This window comes from Simkaniaceae bacterium (assembly GCA_021734805.1).
GTDB lineage: Bacteria > Chlamydiota > Chlamydiia > Chlamydiales > JACRBE01 > Amphritriteisimkania.
Window position 1 is genome coordinate 19,172 of record JAIPIG010000006.1, and the last position, 26,424, is coordinate 45,595.

Genomic DNA, 26,424 nt, shown 5'->3' on the forward strand with positions numbered 1-26,424 from the left:
AAGATTTAAATCTATTAATGAAACAAGTCTCATGATCGGAAAAATAAAACGACTCACCTCCTCGACAATTGATAAAATTGCTGCAGGAGAAGTGATTGAAAATCCCGCAAGTGTTGTAAAAGAGCTCGTTGAAAATGCGATCGATGCAGGTGCATTAAATATCACGATCGAAGTGCAAAATGGGGGATATCAAAGCATCCGCATTGTCGATGATGGAGAGGGGATGGTGCGCGAGGATGCACTCATCTGTTTTGAGAGGCACGCCACTTCTAAATTAAAAGGAGTTGATGATTTTGCATCGCTTCAAACCATGGGATTTCGAGGGGAAGCCCTTTCATCCATTGCTTCGATTTCGAGATTTTCACTTCTGACTAAACACCGAGATGCAAAAGAAGAGGCGCCTGCGACTCAGATTGTCATAGACGGGCAAATTCAATTGAAGGAAGCCGCGCGCAAAAGGGGGACCACAATCGATGTTGAGGCTCTTTTTTACAATGTTCCTGCTCGGAAGAAATTTCAAAAATCGGTCGCGGCTTCAATGAGTGAGATCACAAAAGTAGTGACAAAGCTCTCGCTCGCTTTCCCGAATGTCACGTTTAAGCTGATTGCAAATGGCGAACCGGTGATTACGGCGATTGCAAGTCGTAATGGGACATTTGAAGAGCATTTGGCCTTGCGCATTCGCGATGTGCTTCCCTCCAACTATGTCGAAAAAGGATGTAGGATTGAGTATGAAGATGATCTCATCAAGATCTATGGAATGGTTGGATTGCCTTCAGAATCAAGGCTCAACCGAGCGGGGCAATATCTATTCATCAATCAACGCGCTGTCTACTCTCATTTGATTTCCGGTGCATTGCAAGAGGCATTTTCAACGCGGCTCGAGACGAGAGAACATCCGATTTTCGTATTACAGATCACTGTCGACCCGAGCTATATTGATGTGAATGTGCATCCTCAAAAAAGAGAAGTGAGGCTATCGCATGAAAAAGAGCTTGTCATGCGGCTAAAAAGAGCTGCTTTGCAGGCGCTTGCAAAGCATGAAAAGATCAAACCGGGAATGGATGAATCCATTGAAATCGACTTTGATCCTATTGATATGCCTCAAGATTTTGCCCCTTTTGAAAAAATGGCTTTTCAAGAAACGCCCTACGAACAAGTCTCGTTTTTTTCAATTCAACCGGAGGCGAGGATTAAACCCCTCATGACTTGGGGAGGGATATCTATCGTGGATACGCCTGCTTTTAATGAAGTATTTTCAAAACATGCATTTGATCCGGGCCTTCTTTTTTGCGATCATCAAAACATTGCTCGCCGCTTGGCTTATGATACGCTGTATAAGTCACTGACAGGGAAAAAAGAGAAAATGCCCATTCAAGCCCTTCTCTTTCCGATCACTCTTGAATTTTCACATCATGAATCGATGATGCTAGTGGATATTTTGCCTCTGCTGGATAAATTGGGAATTGGGATGCGCTCTTTTGGTAAGAATTGTTTTATTATTGAAAGTTTAACCGCATTTTTTGAACAACAGGATATGCAAAAATTGATCACTGATTTGATTGAAACCATCGGACACAGACAGATCGAAGAGATGCGTTTAAAACATATTGCCGAAGTCGCAAGCCGTTATGTCAATCGCATCCAGACGGATCTTCATATGGCGCTCGTTGAATTAATGCAAAGCGCATCGCCCTTTTTAAGCCCAACCGGACAACCTACGCTTGGCCTTGTTCGCCATGAGGATTTCCCCCGGTTTTTTGAGGAGTTTCCATGTCACAAGAAAGGATAAAAAGACTCTCTCTCTCCTTAGCTCAAGCGAAGCTCGATGCGTTTGTCGTTACCGATGAGACCCATCTCTTTTATTTAACCGGGGTTTCCCTCTCAAACGGGTATCTCCTCATAACGCCCAAAAAGCATGTCCTATATCTTGCCGAAATGTCGATTCCCGAATGTGACGGAGTTGAGTGGCTTAACGTCCAAAAAATGAAAAAAGGGATTTTTCATTTTTCTACGCCCAAGAAAATAAGGCTTGGATTCGATCCTGATATGATCACACATTCAGCCTATCTGGAATTAAAAAAACAGTGTGCAGAATCGGGCTGTATTCGACTTGTTCCTTCATCGTTATTGCAAGAAATGCGCATAATCAAGACCATTGATGAATGGCAATTACTCAATCAAGCGGCAACCATTGTTTATGATTCCTATGAGCATTTGAAACGGTGGATCAAAGAGGGAATGAGTGAAATTGACATTGCAAGGGAGTTTGAGAGGGTTTTGCGAGAAAAGGGGGGAGAAGAGCACTCTTTTAGCCCCATCGTAGCGATCAATGAACATGCTGCCATTCCCCATCACCGTCCCAAAGAGAGAAGGTTGAAGAGAGATGAACCGCTTCTTCTCGATCTCGGAGTTAAATACCGGGGCTATTGTAGCGATATGACACGGATGATTTGTCTGGATACAATGCCCTCAAAGATCGCCGAACTCTACCGCATTGCAAAGCAGGCGCATGATGAGGCGCTGAAAGCGTGCACAGTAGGAACTCCGATTGCCGATATAGACCGCGCTGCCCGCGACGTCATTCGCCATTATGGCTATGATAAACAATTTATCCACTCCCTTGGTCACGGTATTGGCTTGTGGGTTCATGAGACTCCCTTTCTAAGACCCAAAAAATCGAGCGCAGGTGTGCTCAAAGAGGGGATGGTATTCACGATAGAGCCGGGGATTTATTTACCCAATATTGGCGGCGTGCGCTATGAGAACATGGTTTATATGGATCATGAAAAAGCGCATCTTTTTTTTCCGGTATAGACAAATGTTGATATCCGTGATAATCAGAGGGGAAATAGACAGGGCTCGTTCATGCAACTGCGCACTAAGATTTATGTTCTCATCGGTGGTTTGTTTTTTTTCGCGTTTGTTGCAGCGCAATTTCTGGAAGAAATCATTACTTCAAGAAGTTTGGAGCTTCAAAGCAGTGAAATCCATCAGGAAATCATCAAAAATGAAGAGCTAAAACGGCTTGAAATTCAAAGCTACATTCAAAGTGAAATTGATGATTGCTTTGATCGCCTCTATGTCATTTTAAACCAAGTCAAACAAGCGCCGCTCTTATATCGCCATTTTCTCCCCTTACAAGATGGTCGGCTCAATCAGACATGGTTTGCTGCAGCCTCCTTACTGAATCAAAATAAATGGCTCGATTGGATTGAAAACAAAAGCGCATCGGGCATTGCCTCTCTGATTACGGTTGATCCACTCAAGCCAACCATTGGGGTGGAACTCGAAAAGAGTGAGAATTTTTCAGTAGTTGCGATTCAAAATGATCCATCCCCACCATCTATTTATCTCGCTATTCCCTACACACTTTCATTCATGCCCATGGATCAAGATAATGTGGGAGGTCGATTTTTCCTCTTTACACCTGAGCAAATCAGGCAGCTCGATATGGATGCTATGGTGAAAAAAACAGAGATGCAAAGTGTCCCCTATATGAAGCGTGGCCTTGAGGAGCTGATCAACCACTTGCGCCAAACCAAGCAAGCGCTGATAGCGGGCCGCCTTTTTAATGGCGAGAAGGGGGATCAAATACAAGATAAAGAATGCCAAACTTTATTGAGTCAAGATAAGCAATTTAACAATATCGATCGCTACATGCTCAGATATTTAGAGATTGCCATTGTGAGAGATATGGCGCTATTTTTGTCTACGAATTTACTCGGCGATGATCCGATGGAAGCCCTTTTCCCAAAGGGAATGGTGCAGATTCAGTCCAATGGATCCTGTGGCTATGCCGTTCTCAATCAAGACGTGTTCAGCGATTCAATGAGGAGCACGCTCACCCGCACCTCGATTTTTTTACATGGAGATGGACAAACCGAATTCCCAAAGACGGTTTCGAGTGATGGTGAAGGGAGGATATTTTTTGGCCGTACGATGAGGCTGGAATCAACACAAAATCCTGATTTGAACAGCTCATTATCCGTAGCAATTGATGCTCAGTCTTTAGTAAAGAATATTGCGCTGGCTACAGCGGCCGATATTTATTTCTGCTCTTCAAATCATGTGATTAAGGGGTTTAGTCGCCAGGGGATAGAATTGATTGGCCCCAAATTAAACCTTCCCTTTGACGAATTAAAGGGCAAAACAACAGGTTTTATTCCATTTGAAGGGGGTGATTATTTCTTTATGAAAATCACACCCTATTCTGAATTGGATATCGATTTTTATTTATTGACCCCTCAATACCGCGAATTTTCATTGGCAATGTCGATTCAAAAAAGTGCCAAAAACTTAATTCATAAAATTAGCCATCAAATGCAAGTGATTGCCTTTATTGCATTGATTCTCGTCTTTTTCTTTCTCAATAAAATTGCAAAGCACATGACGGATCCCATTTCTCATTTGGCCAATGCCTGCCGCGTATTAAGACATGGGCATTTGAGTGAAGTGCATCTTCCAACGCTCAAAGGGGACTCTAAAGATGAGGTGCATACGCTCTATCGTGTTTTTGATGAGATGATTGATGGACTAAAGGAAAAAGATAAGGTGCAGGGGGTTCTTAATAAAGTTGTCTCTCCTGAAATTGCCAAAGAGATTTTAACGGGGACCATTCATCTCGGGGGAGAAGAGAAGAATGTCACCGTCATGTTTGCCGATATTCGCAATTTTACTAAGATGTCCGAGAATATGGAGCCTCATGATGTGATTAATATGCTGAACACGTGCATGACCAAGATTTCACATGCGATTGATCAACACAGTGGGGTGATTGACAAATTTGTCGGCGATGAAGTGATGGCTCTATTTGGAGCTCCAATCAATGATGAAGAAGGGGCAAAAAAAGCGGTTATTTGTGCTTTTGAAATTTTAAAGGTTCTCGATGAGTGGAATGCAGAGCGCAAAAATCAAAATCTTGTTCCGGTCGAAATGGGGATTGGCATCCACACGGGGCTGGTCGTCGCAGGAAACATGGGGGCGGAAAATCGCCTTAATTATACCGTTCTCGGCGCCAATGTCAATTTAGCGGCGCGTCTTTGCTCCGCAGCTAAACCACACGAAATTTTAATCTCACGCGGCACGCTTGAGAGTCCGGGCGTTAAACAGAGCTTTGAAACACAAGCTCTAGAAAAAATGTCGTTAAAAGGGTTTTCCGAACCCGTTGAAGTCTTTCTCATCACTCATGCTCAATCTTAGTATGCCATTGCATGAAAATCACCCCATTTTGCTATAAATCGCTATAAAATCTTAATGAAATATTAAAAATAGTGGATTTATCGTCGGAAATGGTATGATATCGACTCATCATTGAAGATGATTCGGCCCGAATGAGTGAAGAATACGGGTTAGTGGTGGAAGGATATTAGGCGATGCTACTCAAAACTAAGTTTTTTGTTGTGACAACGATATGCTATTTTTTAGCGCTGATCATTTTATTGCTCGCTTCGCTCGAGAGTTATTATTCGTTGCAGGGAGCCGTTCGATATGCTTTTCTCAATATTGAACTGATTTGCTTTCTCTTAATTACCCTCTTTTTTATCGCTATTAATGTCATTTGCTATTTGCTATTGCAAACGCCTTCAAAAGAGGAAAAAGGGGACGATTCTAATGTCTTGCTGATCGATCATCAAAGATTATTCCATATTCTCAATGTCTTTGATGAGGCAATTATAGTCTTTGACTTTGATGGCAACATCGTCATATGGAATAAAATGGCTGAGTTGCTATTGGAGGTTAAATTTGAAGAGAGTCAAAAAGATTTATTGAACTATACCTCTGTGCAAAATCACACCATTATTAAAAAAGCTCTTTTCCTGATTCACAAAGCGCTTGATGCGGGGTGTGTGTTAAAAGATACGGTTGATGTGGATCAAAAGAAACAAATGGCTCTCACGGCTTCTCCGATCATGAGCCCGCCGCGTATTCTTTTGATTATGCAAGATATTTCTAATAACAATAAAATTTCTCAAATGGGGAAAGATTTTATTGCCAATGCGTCGCATGAGTTAAGAACGCCCGTCACAATTATTAAGGGCTTTGCGGAAACATTAAAGGATTTACCTACCGTTTCCGAATCGATGCTCGAAGATATTACGGATAAAATTATACGTAGTTGTGAAAGGATGAATGCCTTGGTTAAGAATTTACTTCTTTTAGCGGACCTCGACCATAGCAAAAAGTTCTCTTTTCGCCCTTGTGATCTCGCTTCCCTTATTGAAAGTTGCAGCTATTCGATTTTGGCAATTCATCCCGAGGTGTGTATTGAAACGCTGCAAAATGAAGATGAAATTCTCATCGAAGCCGATCCCGATCTATTTGAGCAGGCGATCATGAATTTATTTGAAAATGCCATTCGCTACTCTTTGAAACCGGCGCATATTACGGTTACAATTAAAAGAGAAGAGGCCAAAGTGACGCTGACTATTCAGGATCGAGGGATTGGAATAGAACAAGACGATCTCAACCATATTTTTGATCGGTTTTATCGCGTGAATAAAGACCGTTCTCGCAAACTGGGGGGAACCGGACTCGGTCTATCGATTGTTCACTCAATTATCGAGAAGCACCATGGAGAAATCTGCGTGACATCTAAAAAGAATCACGGAACGGCATTTATCATGACGTTTCTAGCTTACACCACTCATCTTGCGCCAATCTGATGGCGACAAAAAAACAACTCTTGAATCACGAGCGGTATACAATCATCTAATAATAAGATTGATAAGGTTTAGTGTTTTTTAACATGGAAGCGCTCAGTCTTCTAATACTTCTATGTTAATTTCTATGTGTGGGTAGCACAAAAACTTTTTGCGGATCTTTGGGGCTAGTAGATATTTCTATAAGTAATCCCTCCTGGCATATTTCTTTAAGACGTGTTGTGGTGGTACGGCGTGTTACTTGCCAGATTTCTTGAGCAATTTTAGCGGTAATTTTGTCATGCTTTTGTAGATACTGGAAAATCGGCTCTTGCCATGAAGCAGAAGGAACGGTTTTGGTTGATTTTGGGTAAAGCGTTACGCGGAAGAAATGATCTAATTCTTCAAATTTTGGCATTGAAATTTGTTGATGTCGGCAAGTATCCAGCATTCGTCTAAGCCCTTTTATAGAAGAGCTGATAGATGTGTGACGGCGGATAAATCCAAGAATTCCTTCCAATGCCTGAGGAAAAGGGGTTACTGAATCAGCAATTGCATTAGCGATTTTTTCCTCTTCTTGAAGAACACTTGACAACATATTATGGTTTTTTCGAAATAGTCCGTGAGACAACGATTTCTTTTTGATTGGATTCTTCTTGTTCGTTTTTATTGCGTTTTGCTTTGAGTGTTGTGTTATTCTCTTTTCTGAAATGAAAGCAAAATAATCTCGTGATTTGATTTTTCATTTCATCGGATAAAAAGGAGAGAAGCCGATCCAGACGGTGTTCAGGCGTTTCTTTGTGTTCACTTTGCTTTTCAAGGCCTAAGAGTTGCTCAGTGATATTCGGAGGGAGGACAGCTTCGAGAAGTAACTTAGAAGTATAGCGGAAATATAAAGGTTCAGGGTCTTTAAGTGGGGCTAAGTACATATAGTCTTTCAGCGGATGATAGGGAGTCATATTCCCTTCGAGCATATCGCACAAAAGTTGCCCTTCCGGATCGGGAAGGGTTAAAAGATCTCCAAAGTCTGTTGTTAAATCTTTCTTAGCGCGCGTAGTGCCGATCTCGTACATGGCATTTAAAAGATTTTCAAGGCGATCGGGTTGTTTTTCTAGAGAGGGATAGAGTTTAAGGAAGATTTGACGGCAGATCGCTCTATTTTCCGGATTGGCTTCAAAGAGAAATGAGAGATTAAATTTTGTTCGATCAGATCCGGGATGCCTCTTTTGAGCAACATAGCCTGTTGCTTTGGATGGCCTTGTTTTTTTTGGTTCAGAAGGTTCCCGAGGTTTTGGTTCAGATTTAATTTTTTCATATTCGGCTTCTGAAATGGATTGATAAAGCGTGTGTTTAGCTGAAAAATAGGCGTCATAATGATCTGCGATATAAAAATCACTGCCCGATGTCGAAGCAATGCGCACCACAAGGCTCGTGATTAAAACGGCAAATACGGTCGTAAAAATAAGGATATTCACTTTTAAGTTTCCTTATCGCTGTTTTCTAATGGGATGCCGAGTCTAGGTTGCAAATCGGGAGGGGTCAGGAGGGTCAAAGAGGTCGGCTGATTGTGTCTTGTGATCTGCAATTCAATCGCAAATGGAATGCTTCCTTTGACCCAAGTTTTTTTGTATTGGGCGATCCCGGTTTTTAAAGTTGGGTCCGGATATAAAAAAGAGAGATCAAAATGATCAATCTCATCATAAAGGATGGTTTTTCGAACCGCGTTGCTATTTTTTAAAGAAGACTGAGCTAGGATGAGTTGGCGATTCTCCCTATAGAGCTGAATCAATCGCTCTCCATAAAAAAGAGGGTCCCGATCGATATGTTCACCCGAAATAAAGGAGAGGCGAGGGCCAAAAGGGGTGGATTCAATTTGCAGTGTTGAGGTGTTCCTATCGACAATTTTATCGAAGAAATAGGAGAGGGTATAAAAGGCATGCCGCTTTGCTGCCGTATGATGCCCGGCTGATTGGATGTGCGCGTGATTCAGCGAGATCGATTTAAACGACATCATCAAAGCCGTCATTAAAACGGCAAATAAGGCAAATCCTACTAAGACTTCGATTAACGTCAGTGAATGTTTTGTTTTTATCATCTCAGGCTTTGTATTATTCCAATATGACCCTCCTTTATATAGCAATTAGGAAAAAAATCGTTTATTTTTTGTGTTTGGTGTTAGCAAATGTAATCCGCACGAGGAAAAGGATGAGTAGAAAAAAGAATAGCAGCGTAAAGGGGGCCGATAATGCAGCGGTTTTACTTGCGGGAATCACTTTGAGCACTGTCAAGAGGGCAATGAACACGCCCATGCAAGCATCGCCTGCAATGAGCCCCGATGAGGCGAGAATTCCCGATTGGATGGCCGGCTCACTTGCTTTTTTTGCTATGAAGTAGTGTGTAAGTCCCCCTGCTGCAATTGCTGTGGAAAGAGATAGCGGTAAGTAGAGGCCAATGGCAAAGGGGAGGACCGGGATGCGAAGAAGAGCTACAATGAAGCCGAGCAATGCCCCAATGACAACAAGAATAATCGGAAGTTTTCCGAGGAGGACTCCTTTTGCAATAAGCGCCATCAGCGTTGCTTGTGGAGCAGGTAAATTTTCCGTTCCGAGTCCATATGCTTCATTGAGTAGATAAATGGTCCCTCCAATGGCTAGTGCGGGTAGAATCAGTCCGATCATTTCCGCGATTTGTTGGGAGCGAGGCGTGGCTCCAAGAAGATATCCGGTTTTTAAATCTTGAGAGGTTGTGGATGCCATTGTAATTGCGACATTTACAACAGCGCTCATCACAATAGCCGAAATAAGATAAATACGCTCTGTCCAGCCGAGAAGCACAAAAATAAAACAGGTGATGAGTAGTGTTGTAATCGTCATTCCGGAAGCGGGGTTTGATGTGCTGCCAACAATACCGCAAGTGATGGAAGTGACGCTCACAAAGAAAAAGCCCAAAATGATGATGAGCACAATCGTTAAAAAATTCAGGGGGAATCCGGGGAAGAGCCATAATGCTAAAATAGCGGCAACGGATCCTAAGACTAGCCATCGAAGAGAAATATCGCGATCCGTTCTGAGCTTCAACATGGGATGAACATTTTTAAAAAGCTCTCTAAAGGCTTCAATCATCGTTTTTTTAACCATCGGTATGATTTTAACGAGACTCAATAACCCTCCGGCAGCAACCGTACCGGCACCGATATATCGGATATAACTATCCCAGACTTGAAGTGCTTGCATTTCAGCGACGGGAATAGGGGATGGATAAATAAGAGTGCTTTGATCGCCAAAGACCTTAATTAATGGGATCAAAACCCACCAAGCAAGACCTCCTCCTGCAAACATGATCATGCTCGTGCGCGCGCCAATAATGTAGCCAACGCCTAAAAGAGCGGGTGTACAGTCAATACTAATTGCTGTGCCTTTTAAACTCTTGATCGTATAGCTGACAATTTCATTAAAATAAAAGAAGCCGCTCATAGCTAATTTATATGCAGCGCTGATGATGAGCCCGACTCCCGCTTTGAGGGCGCTGTGGGTGCTTTTTTCTCCGGCCTTTAAAATTTGGGCGCAGGCGGTTCCTTCGGGGAACGGGAGTTTGTGGTGTTCTTTCACGATGATATATCGCCTTAAGGGGATCATGAATAAAATCCCCAAAATCCCCCCTAAAATAGCGAGAAAAAAAATCATAAATTGGGAAGGTTTTTCTCCTAAAAAAAAGAGGGCGGGAATGGTGAAAACAATTCCTGCGGCCATGCCTTCACCCACAGTGGCAACCGTCTGAACAATGTTGTTTTCAAGGATACTGACCCGTTTAAAAAAAAGGCGTAAAATGGCCATTGATATGACGGCAGCGGGAATGGATGCGGAAATGGTTGTCCCAATTTTTAATCCCAAATAGGCATTACCGACTCCAAATAATAATCCCAGCAATGTTCCGAGAACGATAGCTCTTAAAGAAAATTCTTTTGGAGATGTACTCGATGAAATATATGGCTTAAACGTATCTTTTTTAGGCATATCAAACTCAAAATGGTTTGTTTTCGATGTGCCTAAAAAAGTATTTTTTATCAACGTTAAATGGTGTCAGGTGGGGGGTCGAGATAGAGAATCATTGGATAGGTCATTATTTTTGGTGTTTTAAATGGGTGTGCGTTAAAGATCAGGCAAACATCAATATGAGCCGCTTTTGATTTCGAGTTTTTGACACTCTTTATTTTTTTTGCGTCAAATACGATTTGGTAAGAGGGATGGATCGTGCATTTTATATGGTCTTCAAGCGAAATAGTTTGAGTTGGTAGGGCGATGATAGGTGAGCCTTGTGTTTCTATGACGCTTTTCAGAGCGGTAGCCGTGAGATGTTCCGAGAGTAATTCGGTAAAGAGACGATCAGATAATAGTTCGATTTCCGTTAATAAGCATGATCTGAGTTGTGTCTTATAAAAGTAGGTAAAGACGCCCAACGAAGAAGTGATGGCAAGGCCAAGAATAATAAAAGCCACGAGAACTTCCGTGAGAATATATGCCTTTTTTTGGCACCGTTTGAGAAAGATTGGCCTTCTAAAATTTGACATGTTAAAATGAAAAAGCATACACTGAGTTCAACCCTGAAGTAAACTGAAAACATGAAATCTTTTAAAGGGAATTGCTGAATCAAGGCCAAGCGGGGAGATCTCACGAGCGGGATATGGAGGGGATTTTTTAAAAGGAACAATAAGCGATGCAAATTCGCGGTAGAGCACTTTATAATCTTTTGCAATTGACCCATCTCGATGTCAAGCGCGACAAGGTGAAGCCTTGGCAAATTGAAAGTTATCGCAATTTAACGGATGACCAATTACTGCAGCGGCTTCATCATCTTAAGATTTTTCTTGATTTAGATAGTTTTATTATTTTTGCCGGCAATTCAAATTCACCTGAAGATCTCCTACAATACTTGGTGTCTAATGAATCCAATCGAGAAAAAGCGGAGCAAGTCTATTTAATTATTTTTGAATTGTGGAGACGTCATTTATCGCATAAGCATGCGCTGTCTATTTTTTGTGATGAACTCGATTTTTTAATGAGTACTTATGATAGTGGCGATTTATCCAATGTGGATGATCTTTATGCTCAGCTCATCGAGTTTTGTGATTTATTTGATGAAAGTTTAGATGCCGGGCAATCCGTTGAAATGATATATAGCTATTTCACATCCTATCTGGCACATGATGTGGATCATTTTGTTTATGATTTTAGCTCTGATTTAATCCGCAGCCACAATGAAACGGCAGCATCTGAAATCATCGATCGTTTTGAAGATTACAGTCCTAACAAATTGCAATATGATTTCTTAAAATTAAAATTACTCTTTACTTCTGATGCTTTTGATACTGAAGCGATGCTTTCGCGATTTGCAGAGCAAATTATTGAAGAGAAAAATGGCAATTTGGGATTAGATTTTTTGCGATTCTTGCTTGAAGAAGGGGAATTTTCTCATTTCTTCAAATTTTTCTTTGACCTTCTTAAGCTCATTTCAAATCAAGGACAGTTTTCTCATCTTGCTAAAATTGCAATGGAATACACCAAAACTCTCGATAAAAGGCACAAACATCGCCTCATTCTTGACCAAAGCCTAGAAAAAAAACGGGCAGAGCTATAGGGAATCGGTATATAAGAGGGTGGGTTTGAAGTGCAGGTAGTCGCATGAGGTGAGGACATAGCGCACGCCATTGTGTTTTTGATCAAAGAGATGCACTCCCTCTTTAATATTGTGGATATGGCCAAAGATGCAGGTGTCGACATTGTAGCGCTCAAGAAGGGTTGAGGCCGGAGTCGGTTCAAAGCGTTCATTGAGGGGAGGGTAATGCACCATGGCGATTTTGATTTTCGAGGGATTGAGGGCTTTGAGTGCGAGTTCAAGTCGCTCGAGCTCACTTTGATAGATTCTTTCATCGTGTGCTTTTTCTTCTTCTGTTTTTGGCCCCGGATGGGTTGCTTTTGGGTTAAAGCGAAATTGGATAAAGGGTGAAAAATCGACACCGCGATGGTCCCAAAGGCGTGTTCCGGCAATGGAATAAGGGCCAATATCAAGGGCTGTTTTATTGACAAAACGGATCGAGGGGGGGAGGAGCTCTTTTAATTGCTTATTGGATGGCCACCAGTAATCGTGATTCCCTTTTGAAATGATTTTCAGTCCGGGGAGCCGGTCGATCCAGTACAGATCCGGCATGGCTTCATCTTTTTGTTTTCCCCAAGAGATATCACCCGGGATCAAAACGAGATCCTCATCCGCAATGTGTTGACGCCAAGCCTCTTCAATTTTTTTTGGATGGTCTCTCCATTTATCTCCAAAGAGACTCATATTCTTATCAGGTGTGCCAAAGTATAAGTGGGTATCGCCAAGTGCCCAAACTTTCATCGTTATTCTTTTATATTTAAGCTGCTAGAGATTGTAATGTTGTATCATCAGGGATTTTAGCGCCAGCTTTGACGATAATAATTCCCTCTCGAATACAGATATCATCCCCATCAAAATGCTCGATATGATCCTTATTAACTAGGGTGACGTTGTTGCCGATTTGAGCATTTTCATCAATGATGGCATTTTCGATATGGCAATTTTTGCCAATCGTATAGTGACCTATATCGGTTGGGAGATCTCCTTCTTGATGGAAGTAGTGGGGATTTCCCATTACAATTGAGTTTTTAATGGTACTTCCTTCCAAAATGTAGGTTCTCAGTCCAATAAGGCTGTTGACGACATTGGCTTCCTTGATGATAGATCCGTCACAAATAATTGAGTTAAGGATGCTTCCGTTGGTAATCAGTGGGCAGGGCAGGTTGACAACTTGGGCATAAATGGGGTAGCTCTCATCATAAAAGTTGAGTCCGATCCGATTTGAAAGAAGAGCCATTGTCGCATGATAATAAGAATAGACGGTGCCGATATCTTCCCAATAACCCTGATAGATAAAACTGGCGATTTTACCCTTATTCCGAACAAAATGGGGAATAAGATCCTTTCCAAAATCATCTCCTTTAACCTCATCGAGTAGGCGGATGAGGACATCTCTTTTGAAGACATAAATCCCCATTGAAGCAAGGTAGTCATGGCTCTGATCGTGTGTTTTAAAACAACCCTCGGCTAATTTTTTGGGCATTTTAAAGCGATTGAGAATGGATTCTTCCGTCGGTTTTTCATAAAAGTCTTGAACCCAGCGCTCTTCATCGATTTGAAGCAATCCCATCCGAGGCGCATCTTTTTTGCCAACGGGAATGGATGCAATGGTGAGATCGGCTTCCATGGTCATTGCAAATTTAAGCAGTTTTCTAAGATCCATTGAATAGAGATGATCTCCTGAGAGGATCAGGTAATATTCGGAGGGGATATCGAGAAGATGCTCTAAATTTTTGCGCACGGCATCTGCAGTCCCCCGGTACCAGAGCTTATCGTGTAGAGTCTCTTCAGGGCTAAGGAGTTGAATGTCAATTTGATTGTGTGCCGTCAGTTGATACGTCTCTCGAATGTGTTTATTGAGGTGGGAGGCTAAGTACTGTGCGATGACAAAGATGTGGGGGATTCCCGAGTTAATGGAGGCTGAAAGGGGAATATCAATGAGGCGGTATTTGCCTCCGAAAATCACATCGGGTTTACAGCGCGTTTCAGTGAGGGGGTAAAGACGGGTCCCTTGACCACCGGCTAAGATGATAGTGGCTACATTAAACTCCTCATCTCGCGCATAATTATCCAAAACAAACTCTTATTTTATAATGTGGTATAATTAATAAACCCACTCTTTTTACTTTTATTTAATATATGATGAGGTTTTAAATCCAGTATATCTATAGAAAAATTAATTCTTTAGGTGATAGATTAAGAGCGTGAAAGGTTTGCGTTTTAAATTGAAAAATTCGGTTGGATTTCTTGAGCTTTTAATGATTTTTCAGGTATTCAAAAAGATAAGGATATGCAAGATTTCTTCTTATTCTTATAATCGTATAAGTGTTTTTTATTTAAATGCTTATGCAATACAATAGCCGACATACCCGGGGGCTTTTATGCTAGGATTTAGCTTAAAATATATCGACTCTGAACGGATGATACTCGATGATTGGATGGCAGAATTTGAAGTATTTGAATATACCCACCCTTGGGAGGAGCAAGACGATTCCGAATCAACCTTTTTTATATAAATCATCAAAGGTCTGATATCTGCTATTTTATTTTTTTCCTATTGAGCGTAAGATAGGGTGCAAACTCTTGATTTCAATAGGATAGAATCATGGCAGATGTAAAAGAATTTGATATTGCAGTGATTGGCGCGGGTCCCGGCGGATATGTTGCGGCGATTAAGGCTGCCCAAAGCGGCAAAAAAGTTGCTCTGATCGAACGCGATCAATTAGGTGGGACTTGTTTAAATTACGGGTGTATTCCAACCAAGACTTTGATTGCCAATGCCGATGTCGTCTACAATATTAAGCGCGCATCGGAATTCGGAATCACGGTTGGCCAGGTCTCATTTGACTATGCCAAGATGACCGAGAGAAAAGATCAGGTTGTCGGTAAGATTCGCAGTAGTTTGGAAGGGTTGATCTTATCCAATAAGATCACGATCATTCGCGGATCTGCGCAATTTGTCGATCGCTATCATTTGAAAATCACCGGTGATGAGCCAACGATGCTCCGTGCAGATAAGATCATTATCGCAACCGGTTCCAAGCCGATGGAGATTGCTTCGCTTCCCTGTGATCATAAAAAGGTGTTTAATTCGACATCGATTTTAGAGCTCACCCATTTACCTCAATCGATTATTGTTGTCGGAGGGGGATATATCGGGTGTGAGTTTGCATCGCTTTTTGGTGAACTCGGCTCAGATGTGACCATTGTTGAAGCATTAGATCAGATTGTCAAACTGCAAGGAAAAACCATTTCGGAGGCGCTATCGCGCGCTTTCCAAAAGAGAAATATCAAAATAGAAACGAGCGTTTCTGTCCAAGAGATCAAAGACGTCGCTTCCGGTCTTGAAGTTGTTTTAAATGACGGAAGGGTGTTATCAAGTGAAATGGCTCTCATCGCTGTTGGAAGAGACATTGTAACGGATGGACTTAAGTTAGAAAATGCCGGACTATCGACCGGGCCGCGTGGGATCATTGAGGTGGATAGCAAGATGCAAACGCATGTCGATGGCATATATGCCATTGGCGATGTAACCGGGAAGATGATGCTTGCTCATGTCGCTTCGCATCAAGGCATTACGGCTGCACTTAATGCCTGTGGTGAAAATGCTTATATGCATTACCATGCAGTGCCTGCGGTCATCTTTACATCACCTGAAATTGCGATGGTTGGAATGATGGCAGAAGAGGCAACGGAAGAAGGGTATCAGATTAAAACGGCTAGATTCCCCTTGCAAGCACTTGGGAAAGCGCAAGCTTCAAAAGATACGGATGGTTTTGTCGATATGATTATCGATGCTAAAACAAAACAAATCTTAGGGGCTCAGGTGATTGGACATGGGGCGGCTGACCTCATTTCTGAAATGGCATTAGCTGTTAATAATGAGTTGACGGTTGATTGCGTGATTGAGACGATCCATGCACACCCTACAATGGCTGAGGCTTGGCTCGAGGCATCGCTGATTGCCAATGATACACCGATTCATTTCCCCCCTAAACGATAAGAGGAGATCAAAGCTTGTGAAGCTCGAGATGTTTGATGAACGGCCTAAAGTCAATAAACCCAATCGACTCCCTGCTAATCCCGAAAAGGGACAGGGGAGATTTCCCTCTTGGCTCCATCGAAAATTGCCTAAAGGTGAGGCGCTCTTTGAGACCAATGCCATTTTGCAAAAACACCGGCTCAATACCGTTTGCGAAGAGGCAAAGTGTCCGAATCGCTTTGAATGTTATTCAAAGAAAACAGCGACATTTTTAGTGCTTGGCAAAGAGTGTACGAGACAATGTGGTTTTTGTGATATTGACTTTTCAAAAATGCCGGCGGCTCCCGATCCGCATGAGCCTGAGCGCATTGCAGAATGTGTGAGGGATTTAGGATTAAAACATGTTGTGATTACGATGGTCGCTCGTGATGATCTTCCCGATGGGGGCGCCGATCACCTCGTGCACATTGTGCAGGCCATTAGAAAGAGTCGTCCGGAGGGGACAATTGAGCTGTTGACATCCGATTTTGATGGGAATTGGGAGGCTTTAAAGAGTGTTTTGAATGAGCCCGTTGAAGTCTTTAATCACAATATTGAAACCGTGCGGCGCTTAACACCGCGCATTAGATATCGAGCTGAGTATGATCGCACACTTGAAGTGCTCAGTCTTGCTAAAAAGCATTCCACGTCTTATGTCAAATCGGGAATGATGCTTGGCTTTGGAGAAACTAAAGAGGAAGTAAAAGAGACAATTCGAGATTTAAAAGAGGCGGGGTGCGATATTATTACCATTGGGCAATATTTGCAGGCTTCGCGCTCGCGTGCGCTTGTTAAAGCTTTTATTTCCCCTGAGGAATTTAAATTTTATGAAGAGTATGGACACTCAATTGGTGTACGCCATATGTACTGTGGCCCCTTTGTTCGCTCAAGTTACAATGCAGATCTTCTCACTCAATCTCTTTAGAATGGATACACACGATGCAAGATAATGATGGATTCCCCCTACTTCCCCTACTTGATGCCATGGATGTCGAGATTCTAATGCATCGGGATGCCCATTTTGGGAGCAATTTTGATGTGATGCTCGATTATTACGAAGAGGGGGGCGTGGGTGTTGTCGATGACTTTGAAATCAAGAGAATCAAAGAGCTTCAAGCTCAAGAAAAAGCTGTAGGACAAAATCTCTCTGAGATTCTCATGCCTCTACCCGCTCAACAAATCGTCGAGAGAGCTAAAAAATTGTATCACGATTTGCGCGATGTGTACGCAACAGCCTCGTCTTCCGATAGCATGCCCTGTTTAATGAGCGATTTGATCCTATCCGAAGAAGAAGTGCCTCAAGAAGAAATGGAAAAACTAGTGGCTTTGGGAAAAAAAGTGACTAAACCATTAATACATCTGCTCAATTCCGATGTGTTTTATGACCCCTTGTTCCCGGGATATGGACGCGTGCCTATTTTTGCTGCGCAGTGCTTGGCTAAAATCCAAGATGAGAGTGTGATTCCCTTTCTATTTTCCGCACTTAATCAAGACAACTTTTTTACTGATGAAGAAATTATTAAAGCGCTGCTCTCTTTTGGAGCTCCTGCAAAAGATTTTTTGATCAAGCGGTTGGTTACAAAACCGTATACAAAAGACAATGAGCATGCCATTATCACTCTTTCTTCTTTAGGGGATGATCCGGAAGTGGCACATGTCGCATTATCTGTCTTAGAAGACGAGGAAATGCGCAAGCATGAAGCGTTTTGTATTTATCTGATTTTTACTTGCTCGGGTTTGATGCATGAGAAAGAGCGCGCTCGGTTTAAAGCACTGCTTTCGCATTCCGATCTCTCTGAAGCTCTAAAAAAAGAAATGAAAGTCGTTATAAATCATTGGAAATAGAATTATCTTTTTGTGTATACCGATAGGAGTCGAAAATATTGAGGAGAAGATGGATAAAGAGATTATGTTGCATGAGCGGACAAAATTGTGTCAATTCTGTGAAGGAGATGTTCCTTTAGATGCACAAGAGTGCCCTTTTTGTGGACAACTTTTATCTGAGCCCATTGCATCACCTGATGATGAACCCCCGGCGGCCTCTTCATTCGCCAATCGGTATGATCCACCCTATGCTCCCGATATTAAACTTAAGAGATCCCATCCTCAAACGAATGTTTCCGATCCCTTTGCAGAGCATAAGGCTGAGTTTGAGCGCAATGTAAAGCAAGCCAATCCAAAAGCCCCCCTTCAGTCTCAAGAGGGAAAGATGCATTTGGCCTCTATTTTCTTGCTGACAATTGGAGCGCAGCTCTTAACGATCGGTCTTCTGATTTTGTTTTTTTCAACGGATGGGGAGCTCACGCTTCAGTGGAAGAGTAAGTATTGGTATATCTATAGCCTGCTTGCACTGCCTCTTCTTTTTTTCGGCAGAAGATCACTTCGAAAAATCGACGGCAATGCGGGCTAACCCGCATTGCTCCAAAATACGGATTATGAGGGCGGCGGTCCGCCATACAACCCAATACCATCCAACCGCTATGAGTAAGATGATAAGGCATTTATGGCTAAAATGCTACTGGATTTTATTGGGTTTTGATGGTGCAATAGGCAAGTCGTTGCACCGCCTGTGCACCGTGGGATTAAGAAGGTTTGCGTTTTTTTGAGCTTTTCTTTGGACTGATCGAGTTAATTTGTTTAACTTCTTTAATAGCCTCGATAAAATGCTTTTCAACTGGAGAAGAAAGCTCATTTAATTGTTGCCGGTATTTAGCGTATTCCGCCTTTGCCTTATTTAGAGCAATTTGATGACTAATCTTTCCTGCATGGGTAAGGATATTTCGATCGCTAATGCGTAGAAAATCATCTAATTTGACTATCCACTCTCTCATATACATGGGTTTACGACTGAGAGCTTGTAATTCTGCAAAGTCGAGATACATTGAAACAATGCGATTAAGAGTTTCGAGTTCCTGGTTGTTTAGATAATTTTTTGCAATCCCAACATCTGGAGCACGTAAACTGTTGCCGGTCCATGAGGTAAGCCCCATATTTGGCTTTGTAGAATCCGCTCGAGTATGGATTATTTCAGCCGCGGTATATCCGTGAGCAGCCCAATGCATTTTGTTTTGCACAATAGCAAAAAACTCTTCAGATAAGTTTGAACGTGGGTTGTAATCAATGCTGGTGGCATAAATATCGAGTACCTTCCGCCAAAAAACCTTTTCCGATGAGCGGATGTCTCTAATGCGAGCCAAAAGCTCATCAAAATAATTACCCCCACCAGATTGTTTCAATCGCTCATCATCTAAGACAAATCCTTTGATAAGAAATTCTTTCAATCGTTGAGTTGCCCAAATGCGAAACTGTGTACCCCTATGCGATGCAACTCGGTAGCCAACAGAGATGATAACATCAAGATTATAGTGAATAACCTGATAATTCTTACCATCTGCGGCAGTTATCCGGAAATTCCGGACAACTGAATCTTCTATTAGTTCGCCCCCATTAAAAATATTTTTTATATGCTCTGAAATCGTTCTCTTATCTTTATCGAATAGCTCACTCATTTGAGCTTGATTTAGCCAAACAGTTTCATCGAGAAGTCGTACTTCAACTTTAGTAAGACCGTCTTCGGTTTGATATAGAATTAGATCGCTATCAGGCACATTGTTTTTCATTATAAAGGAGTCCTAATTTTTTATAATCGGGGCCGGTTATATCCCTCTTATTCCATTATGGAGTCGGATTTGGCATCCCAGATGTTAGAAAGATTTTGCTTAAAATGCTACTGGAATTTAGGCGATTCAACAGCTAAATCAGAATGAGGCCCCGGAAGGGTTAAAGCGAAATTATTCACCGCCTTCTCTTTACGCTTGTGTAGTTCAAATTCAATCCACATCACTAAAGCATTTCTAGACCATCCATTTTTGATCGTTTGCTGAGCGTACCAAAGACGGTCTTTATGCTGTTCAAGGCGCAGCACAACTAAACGTTATTTTTGATAAATGGTATTATGCGTGGGATTTTAAAAGTTTTGGGGTTTTAGCTTTCTTTTCTGCAATGAGATCGAGCCTAATGCGTTTGAAGAGCATTTCTAATGGCGCTTTTTCCTTAAGTAATGGCGGAGCCTCTTTGCCAAGCCTTACTTCCCATGTGTCATCGGCGCTAGGGGATAAACGGACGGTAAAGAGGGTGTCAATGTCTCGAGCTTTTAAATGATAAGTCAAAGTCATTGAGCCGGTAGAAGGGAGCTCTTTAGGCTCTGTACGGGTAAAATCATTGAAAGAAATAAGATGAAGCCAATGAAAGACAGTGTGGGCAAGGGAGACGATGGTGCTTGCCACTGACACAATGTAGAGTGGAAAGTGGAGATAGGGATTTTCCAACAGGCGGTATTGAAAAAATAGGCTGACAAGGGAATGGGTGACGAAGTAGGCCGGAAGGCATTGAGTGATTTCATGAACAAGACGATTTTCCCAGAAGAAAGACGTGAGGGGGTGTTTTGCTGCTGAGAAAATATATTGCATGCCAAAGAAAACAGGTGCTGCCACGGCAATCACTCGAAAGGGGGTGTGGGGGATTTGCATCCAGGATTGGGGTGTTTTGAGATACCGCTCATATCCATAAAGGAGCACCCCCGCACATGCTCCCAGCAGGGTTCTTGAGCGGAGTGTGGGAGAATCAAAGGGAAGAACAGCCGTCATATTATCCTTTAGAGATCGATATATGTCTTATGGGGAATCGAGCGCGTTTGCAATCGATGAATCGTCTCTTTGATTTCTTGTGTTTGAGGTAAAATCATTTCAAATGCAAACAGGGCATGAGCGACATCTATTTTTAAATCGAGGCTAAAGCGATTAAATAGGGCAAAAGCTTCATGTTTAAATTCCATCAGAGGATCTTTTTGTCCAACAACGCGCATTGACACTTCCGTGCGTAGATTATCAATCGCAAGAAGATGCTCTTGCCAGTGAGAATCAAATGTCTTAATCAAGAGATTGCGAACCACATCGCGTAAGACGGATAGGGGATCGATTTCTCTTTGAGACATCTCTTGCACAACGGCAATGAGTTGCGCTTCGCCTTCGAGTTTTTTCTTAAAGGCGTTGATGATGGTATCAGTCACTTTAGTTTCAAGGGCTTCTGCTGAGATATAATCGTCATCGAATAGCGTTTCATCAAAAGAGATGGGGAAGTGCTCGTTAAGCCAAAGACGAAGGCCATTGGGATCCCAGCTGTTTTCTTGCTCTCTTGATTGTAAATATTGCATGGTCGTTTGAGTCATCAGCTGCTCAATCACATCATAAGCAATAAGGAAAGAGTCCTCTTCATGGAGAATCGCTTCACGGAAAGTATAGGCTTCTTGCCGCTGCTTATTCATCACATCATCATACTCAAGCGTGTGTTTGCGAATGGAATAGTTGCGCTGTTCAATTCTCTTTTGCGCCGTTTCAATGGATTTATTGAGAATGCCTGCAGTGATGGCTTCGCCTTCTTGTGGGCGATAGCGTTGTAAGATGGCCGTGATGCGCGGTGAGGCAAATAGTCGCATGAGCGAGTCTTCAAAAGAGACATAGAATTTAGAAGATCCCGGATCTCCTTGACGCGCAGAGCGGCCTCTCAGCTGACGGTCAATACGACGCGAGTGGTGACGTGTTGTCCCAATCACATAGAGACCGCCGAGCTCGGAAACGCCGGGTTCGAGTTTAATATCGGTTCCGCGTCCCGCCATGTTCGTTGCAACGGTAATAGCGCCTTTTTTACCGGCGTGGGCAATGATTTCAGCTTCTTTCGCATGATTTTTTGCGTTAAGGATCGTATGATCGAGTTTAGCCGTATGCAGAATGCGCGATAATTTTTCAGAAATTTCAACGGATTCCGTTCCGATGAGAATAGGGCGACCCTTCTCATGGACTGCTTGGATTTCTTTAAGGATCGCTTGGTATTTTTCCCTTTCCGTCATGTACACTTCATCGTTAAAATCAGCGCGAACACAGCGGCGATGTGTTGGGATTTCGAGAACATCCAGTTTGTAAATCTCTTTAAATTCACCCGCTTCCGTCATTGCAGTTCCGGTCATGCCGGCCAGTCCGTCATACATGCGGAAATAGTTTTGAAGCGTAATGGTCGCATAGGTTTGTGTTTCTCCCTGGATAGAGACGCCTTCTTTTGCTTCAATGGCCTGATGGAGTCCGTCAGAGAAACGGCGTCCGGGTTGTGGACGTCCGGTATGTTCATCAATAATAACAATTTTATTGTCTTGAACAATGTAGTCGATATCTTTTTCCATTAAGAGGTGAGCGCGGAAGAGTTGGCGCACATTATGAGCGCGCTCTTTTTTCGCGGCATCTTCTTGTCTTAGCGCAATTTTGCGATTGAGCTGTTCTTTATCTGAAATCGGCTCCGCATCGATTTTAGCATATTCGTCGCCAAGATCCATCATGACAAAATCGTCTTGTTGCGTTCCCTCTCCGGCATTTGCCCAAGCATGGATCCCTTTGTCGGTCAATTCATAATCGGATGCTTTCTCATCGATAATGATATAGAGCTCTGATAAGAGTTTGAGTTTTTCTTCTTTATTTTGATCGGAATAGAAATTTGTTTCCCAAGTTTCCAGGCGTGCTCGTAAATCGGGATGCTCTTTAATGCGCTTGAGCGTTTTATGGCGGGGCATCCCCTTGCTCAAAAGCCATAATGAGCGAAAGGCGTCATCGACTTCTTTTTCTTTGCCTTTAGGGATGATGAGAGCTTCATCACTCGCTTGCATTAAGCCGAGCTCTTCGAGTTTCTTTGATGTTTTTGAGGCCAATTCATTGCAAAAATTGCGCTGTAGACGGACGATTTCACTCACCGGACTTTTAAGCTCATCATACATCTGCTTCGATGCAGCCATAGGTCCTGAAATAATTAAGGGGGTGCGCGCCTCATCGACTAAGATCGAGTCGACCTCATCGATAATGGCGAAATAGTGGCCCCTCTGAACGAGATCTTCTTTGCGCTGAGCCATTGAGTTGTCTCTCAAGTAATCAAAGCCAAACTCAGAAGCAGTTCCGTAAACGATATCACTCTCATAAATATGTTGACGCTCTTCTATGGAAGTTTCATTTGTCAGCGCTGCAATGCGCAGTCCTAACCATTTAAAAATGCTTCCAATCCATTCGCAGTCTCTCATTGCAAGATAATCGTTGACCGTGACAAGGTGGACAGGTTTTTTTGTGAGAGCCCTTAAGTAAAGGGGCATCGTCGCCGTGAGCGTTTTTCCTTCTCCCGTTTCCATCTCTGCAATGCAGCCATAGTGCATGGCAATGCCGCCGATAAGCTGCACGTCATAGGGAATCATATCCCACTTTTGATTATATCCCGATACGTGGATCTCCGTACCGGCTAAGCGGCGGCAGGTGTTTTTAACGACGGCAAATGCTTCCGGCAGCATATGATCAAGGGATTCTCCATTTGCGAATCGCGCTTGAAATTCGGCCGTTTTCGATTTCAAATCGTCATCGGAGAGTTTTTTGAACTCTTCATCATAGGCATTAATTTGAGTGACAATTTTTTGGTATTTTTTAATCTGTCTTGATTGCGCCGTTCCAAAAATTTTCTTTAAAATGCCTGCCATAATCAACTAACCTTTGCGTTTTAAATCGATTATAATAGATCATTTTGTTTAAAGCAGCAATTCCTACTGAAAAAATGTGTTTGAAACATCAATCGAGACGGCTGAAAAACCGCCTTTTTGTCTATGACAGACTGACAAAGAACGTTGTCGAAGAAAAAATTTATGGGGGGACTTTCCTCAAAATTCTCTATGGCAATGCTCCTTTTGTGTCGTGGATTGGCAAAGTCTTGCTTCCATTCATTTGTCGATTGCCGATGGCATCAAAATGGTATGGATTTTTGCAAAAAAGAAGTTTTTCCAAAGCAAAAATTATTCCCTTTATCCATAAATTTCATGTCACATCGGATGAATTTGAAAAGCCTGTGGAGGCTTTTGAGTCGTTTAATGATTTTTTTATCCGAAAACTCAAAAGAGACGCAAGGCCCATTGAAATGCGGGATGATGTTCTTATTTTACCGAGCGACGGGCGCTTTTTAGCCTTGCCTAATGCCTATGAATCGGGGGAGATTTGGGTTAAAGGACAATCCATTGATATCAAAGAACTCCTCGGCTACGATCAAGAGCTGATCAAGCGCTATGATTGGGGCTCGATGCTCATCGCTCGACTCGCCCCTGTCGATTATCACCGCTTTCATTTTCCTTGCGATTGCATCCCCTCAGAGCCAAAGTTAATCAATGGTCCCCTCTATTCCGTCAATCCTATTGCCCTAAAGAACAATATCCGCTACCTGACCCAAAATAAGCGGGTGCTTACTCTCTTAGAGACTCGAGATTTTGGCGTGATTGCCTATATTGAAATCGGCGCAACCCATGTCGGATCGATCCATCAAACCTTCACTCCCGGACAGCCCTATAAAAAAGGGGACGAAAAGGGCTATTTTTCTTTTGGCGGATCAAGCCTCATCCTTCTCTTTGAACAAAATCGCATCCTCTTTTCTCAAGACCTCATCGAAAACACCCAAAATCAAATTGAAACGTATGCCCATATGGGGCAAGTCATGGCTCTTAAAGTCTGTCCGTAATAAAAGATAAACACAGACTCGAATTAAATGCGGTCTTAAACAACATTCCGGGGGCAACCGATTCAAGAGATTTGGCTTGGTATAGTTTTTCATACTGAGCCAAATCTCCATTGCTAAAATAGATTTGGCTTGGTTAGGGGTGTAGTGCTTTGTGTAGAACCTTTTAAGAACTGATAATAAACGATTTAAAAAATATGCGGAGAATAAGCCGAATAATCTCCGCATATTCTGCGGAGATTAGCCTTGTCATGCTTCGGAATTTGAAGGGTGAACTTATTGGTGTAGGGCGGAGCAGATGGGGCAGTTTTCCACTTTGTGGCCGCGCGCCGGGCAGAAAGCGCGGGCAAAGAGAATGATTTGGAGATGGACTTTGCCCCAAGTGGCTTTGGCAAAGAGCTCTTTGAGATCCGCCTCAACTTGTTTGACATTTTTTCCACTCGAGAGGCCCCAGCGCTGTGCGCAGCGAAAGATATGCGTATCAACGGGGAAGGCAGGGCGATGAAAGGCTTGCACCATCACAACACTTGCCGTTTTATGCCCTACGCCGGGAAGCGCTTCGAGCTCTTCCATAGTACGCGGGACATGTCCATTATATTGTTCAACTAAGATTTTTGATAAATTGCGAATGGCTTTTGATTTGGTCGCTGCTAAGCCGCAGGGGCGAATGATCCCTTCGATTTGTTTAGCGCTGAGCCTGGCCATCTTTTCCGGTGTATCGGCTTCCTTAAATAGAAGCGGGGTGATGTCATTCACTCGCGCATCAGTGCATTGTGCAGATAGGAGGACGGCAATAAGGAGTGTGTAGGCATTGTGATGCTTGAGGGGAATAGCGGGATGGGGAAAGTGTTTGTTTAGCAAGCGTTTGACGATAGCCACATTGTCTTTTTTCATTCGTTGTATATTATACTGCGAGTGCACCTTAAGCAATAATTAAATTGCTGCAATTTAAAGAAAATGTTAATGTCCCCTCCTATTATTTAATAATAAGGGGGACAAAATGTCTGTTTCAGCAGTGGGTGTAAAAGCTGAAGATCCAGGTGATGAAACTTTGGGGGCTGAAGATCTTCGCATCTCTCGTAAGGAAAAAGAGGGAGTGAGCCGCCTTTTTGAATGGGCATTAGCAGGTCCGGCTCCTATGGCAAGTGAGGGGGCTCTCTCTTTTAAGCCCGTACTTTACGTGCCTATTAAAGATGGGCCACTATTAGCTGATCTCTATAAAGGAGGGCAACGGTTGCCACCCGAAACAAAAACAACTCCCGCTTTAGTCTTTCCCGAATGGAAAGAGTTGAAGGCGTGTTTAGATACGGAATTGCCGAAAAGGTCCGCGGAAAACTTCAGGCAGTCGCTCAGCAGTGAGTTTGCCGATACGGCGATTCCAACCGGGGAACTAAGAGAGCGTGTTAGAGAGATGTGGCCCCAGCGCTACACCGGCTATAGTTCGATAACCGGTGTCGCACAGCAGCTCAAAAACTGCGCGAGAGAAACTCGTCTAAGAGATAGCGCCCATACGGAAGAAGAATAAAAAAAAGG

The 26,424-nt window shown here is 42.7% G+C and carries 23 protein-coding genes; 11 read left to right on the forward strand and 12 right to left on the reverse strand.

Translation table 11 applies throughout. From position 1 onward, the window contains the following. Window positions 1-31 precede the first annotated feature (31 nt). The 4 genes from mutL (at window position 32) to K9M07_01980 (ending at window position 6,665) form a co-directional block, all read left to right on the forward strand. On the forward strand, window positions 32-1,792 hold the full coding sequence (gene mutL / locus K9M07_01965) for a DNA mismatch repair endonuclease MutL (protein ID MCF7851987.1): 1,761 nt from the start codon (window positions 32-34) through the stop codon (window positions 1,790-1,792). Then, window positions 1,774-2,817, forward strand: a complete 1,044-nt coding sequence (locus K9M07_01970; GenBank protein MCF7851988.1) for an aminopeptidase P family protein — start codon at window positions 1,774-1,776, stop codon at window positions 2,815-2,817. The genes mutL and K9M07_01970 overlap by 19 nt, the downstream gene beginning before the upstream one ends. 51 nt (window positions 2,818-2,868) lie before the next feature. Beyond that, complete coding sequence (locus tag K9M07_01975; GenBank protein MCF7851989.1) at window positions 2,869-5,202, forward strand: adenylate/guanylate cyclase domain-containing protein; 2,334 nt, start codon at window positions 2,869-2,871, stop codon at window positions 5,200-5,202. Between the two features lie 173 nt (window positions 5,203-5,375). Continuing rightward, window positions 5,376-6,665: an ATP-binding protein gene (locus K9M07_01980; GenBank protein ID MCF7851990.1), complete on the forward strand. Its 1,290-nt coding sequence runs from the start codon at window positions 5,376-5,378 to the stop codon at window positions 6,663-6,665. A gap of 115 nt (window positions 6,666-6,780) precedes the next feature. On the opposite strand, the gene K9M07_01985 is transcribed toward K9M07_01980, so the two are convergent. The 5 genes from K9M07_01985 to K9M07_02005 form a co-directional block, all read right to left on the reverse strand. After that, window positions 6,781-7,239: a hypothetical protein gene (locus K9M07_01985; protein ID MCF7851991.1), complete on the reverse strand. Its 459-nt coding sequence runs from the start codon at window positions 7,237-7,239 to the stop codon at window positions 6,781-6,783. Window position 7,240: 1 nt separating this feature from the next. Then, a complete protein-coding gene (locus K9M07_01990; protein MCF7851992.1) occupies window positions 7,241-8,116 on the reverse strand; it encodes a hypothetical protein in 876 nt (291 codons plus the stop codon). 2 nt (window positions 8,117-8,118) lie between these two features. Continuing rightward, window positions 8,119-8,736 (reverse strand): prepilin-type N-terminal cleavage/methylation domain-containing protein, encoded by a 618-nt coding sequence (locus K9M07_01995; GenBank protein ID MCF7851993.1) that lies wholly within the window; start codon window positions 8,734-8,736, stop codon window positions 8,119-8,121. 61 nt (window positions 8,737-8,797) lie between these two features. Further along, on the reverse strand, window positions 8,798-10,654 hold the full coding sequence (locus K9M07_02000) for an oligopeptide transporter, OPT family (GenBank protein MCF7851994.1): 1,857 nt from the start codon (window positions 10,652-10,654) through the stop codon (window positions 8,798-8,800). A 56-nt stretch (window positions 10,655-10,710) separates the two neighbouring features. Then, entirely contained in the window at window positions 10,711-11,136 is a 426-nt protein-coding gene (locus K9M07_02005) for a hypothetical protein (protein ID MCF7851995.1), read from the reverse strand. Between the two features lie 218 nt (window positions 11,137-11,354). Here K9M07_02005 and K9M07_02010 point away from each other — a divergent pair, with 218 nt between their 5' ends. Beyond that, entirely contained in the window at window positions 11,355-12,275 is a 921-nt protein-coding gene (locus K9M07_02010) for a hypothetical protein (protein ID MCF7851996.1), read from the forward strand. On the opposite strand, the gene K9M07_02015 is transcribed toward K9M07_02010, so the two are convergent. Next, window positions 12,270-13,034 (reverse strand): metallophosphoesterase, encoded by a 765-nt coding sequence (locus tag K9M07_02015; GenBank protein ID MCF7851997.1) that lies wholly within the window; start codon window positions 13,032-13,034, stop codon window positions 12,270-12,272. The two genes, K9M07_02010 and K9M07_02015, sit on opposite strands and share 6 nt — an antisense overlap. A gap of 16 nt (window positions 13,035-13,050) precedes the next feature. Beyond that, the gene (locus tag K9M07_02020) at window positions 13,051-14,367 is read right to left on the reverse strand and encodes an NTP transferase domain-containing protein (GenBank protein MCF7851998.1); all 1,317 of its coding nucleotides are present in this window, start codon (window positions 14,365-14,367) and stop codon (window positions 13,051-13,053) included. A 531-nt stretch (window positions 14,368-14,898) separates the two neighbouring features. On the opposite strand from K9M07_02020, the gene lpdA reads away from it, so the two are divergent. The 4 genes from lpdA to K9M07_02040 are packed head-to-tail and all read left to right on the forward strand — an operon-like array spanning window position 14,899 to window position 18,724. Then, the gene (lpdA, locus tag K9M07_02025) at window positions 14,899-16,296 is read left to right on the forward strand and encodes a dihydrolipoyl dehydrogenase (protein ID MCF7851999.1); all 1,398 of its coding nucleotides are present in this window, start codon (window positions 14,899-14,901) and stop codon (window positions 16,294-16,296) included. A gap of 28 nt (window positions 16,297-16,324) precedes the next feature. Then, on the forward strand, window positions 16,325-17,239 hold the full coding sequence (gene lipA, locus K9M07_02030) for a lipoyl synthase (protein ID MCF7852000.1): 915 nt from the start codon (window positions 16,325-16,327) through the stop codon (window positions 17,237-17,239). Between the two features lie 14 nt (window positions 17,240-17,253). Further along, on the forward strand, window positions 17,254-18,159 hold the full coding sequence (locus tag K9M07_02035) for a HEAT repeat domain-containing protein (GenBank protein ID MCF7852001.1): 906 nt from the start codon (window positions 17,254-17,256) through the stop codon (window positions 18,157-18,159). Between the two features lie 49 nt (window positions 18,160-18,208). Next, the gene (locus tag K9M07_02040) at window positions 18,209-18,724 is read left to right on the forward strand and encodes a hypothetical protein (protein ID MCF7852002.1); all 516 of its coding nucleotides are present in this window, start codon (window positions 18,209-18,211) and stop codon (window positions 18,722-18,724) included. 172 nt (window positions 18,725-18,896) lie between these two features. Here K9M07_02040 and K9M07_02045 read toward each other — a convergent pair whose 3' ends face one another. The 4 genes from K9M07_02045 to secA form a co-directional block, all read right to left on the reverse strand. After that, entirely contained in the window at window positions 18,897-19,934 is a 1,038-nt protein-coding gene (locus tag K9M07_02045; GenBank protein ID MCF7852003.1) for a virulence RhuM family protein, read from the reverse strand. Window positions 19,935-20,041: 107 nt separating this feature from the next. After that, window positions 20,042-20,239, reverse strand: coding sequence for a hypothetical protein (locus K9M07_02050; GenBank protein MCF7852004.1), 198 nt, complete (start codon window positions 20,237-20,239; stop codon window positions 20,042-20,044). 28 nt (window positions 20,240-20,267) lie between these two features. Continuing rightward, window positions 20,268-20,960, reverse strand: a complete 693-nt coding sequence (locus tag K9M07_02055) for a hypothetical protein (protein ID MCF7852005.1) — start codon at window positions 20,958-20,960, stop codon at window positions 20,268-20,270. An 8-nt stretch (window positions 20,961-20,968) separates the two neighbouring features. After that, complete coding sequence (secA, locus tag K9M07_02060) at window positions 20,969-23,872, reverse strand: preprotein translocase subunit SecA (protein MCF7852006.1); 2,904 nt, start codon at window positions 23,870-23,872, stop codon at window positions 20,969-20,971. A gap of 74 nt (window positions 23,873-23,946) precedes the next feature. Here secA and asd point away from each other — a divergent pair, with 74 nt between their 5' ends. Next, a complete protein-coding gene (asd, locus tag K9M07_02065) occupies window positions 23,947-24,894 on the forward strand; it encodes an archaetidylserine decarboxylase (protein ID MCF7852007.1) in 948 nt (315 codons plus the stop codon). Between the two features lie 273 nt (window positions 24,895-25,167). On the opposite strand, the gene nth is transcribed toward asd, so the two are convergent. Next, complete coding sequence (gene nth, locus K9M07_02070) at window positions 25,168-25,785, reverse strand: endonuclease III (GenBank protein MCF7852008.1); 618 nt, start codon at window positions 25,783-25,785, stop codon at window positions 25,168-25,170. Between the two features lie 106 nt (window positions 25,786-25,891). On the opposite strand from nth, the gene K9M07_02075 reads away from it, so the two are divergent. Beyond that, window positions 25,892-26,416, forward strand: a complete 525-nt coding sequence (locus tag K9M07_02075; protein ID MCF7852009.1) for a hypothetical protein — start codon at window positions 25,892-25,894, stop codon at window positions 26,414-26,416. Window positions 26,417-26,424: the final 8 nt, after the last annotated feature.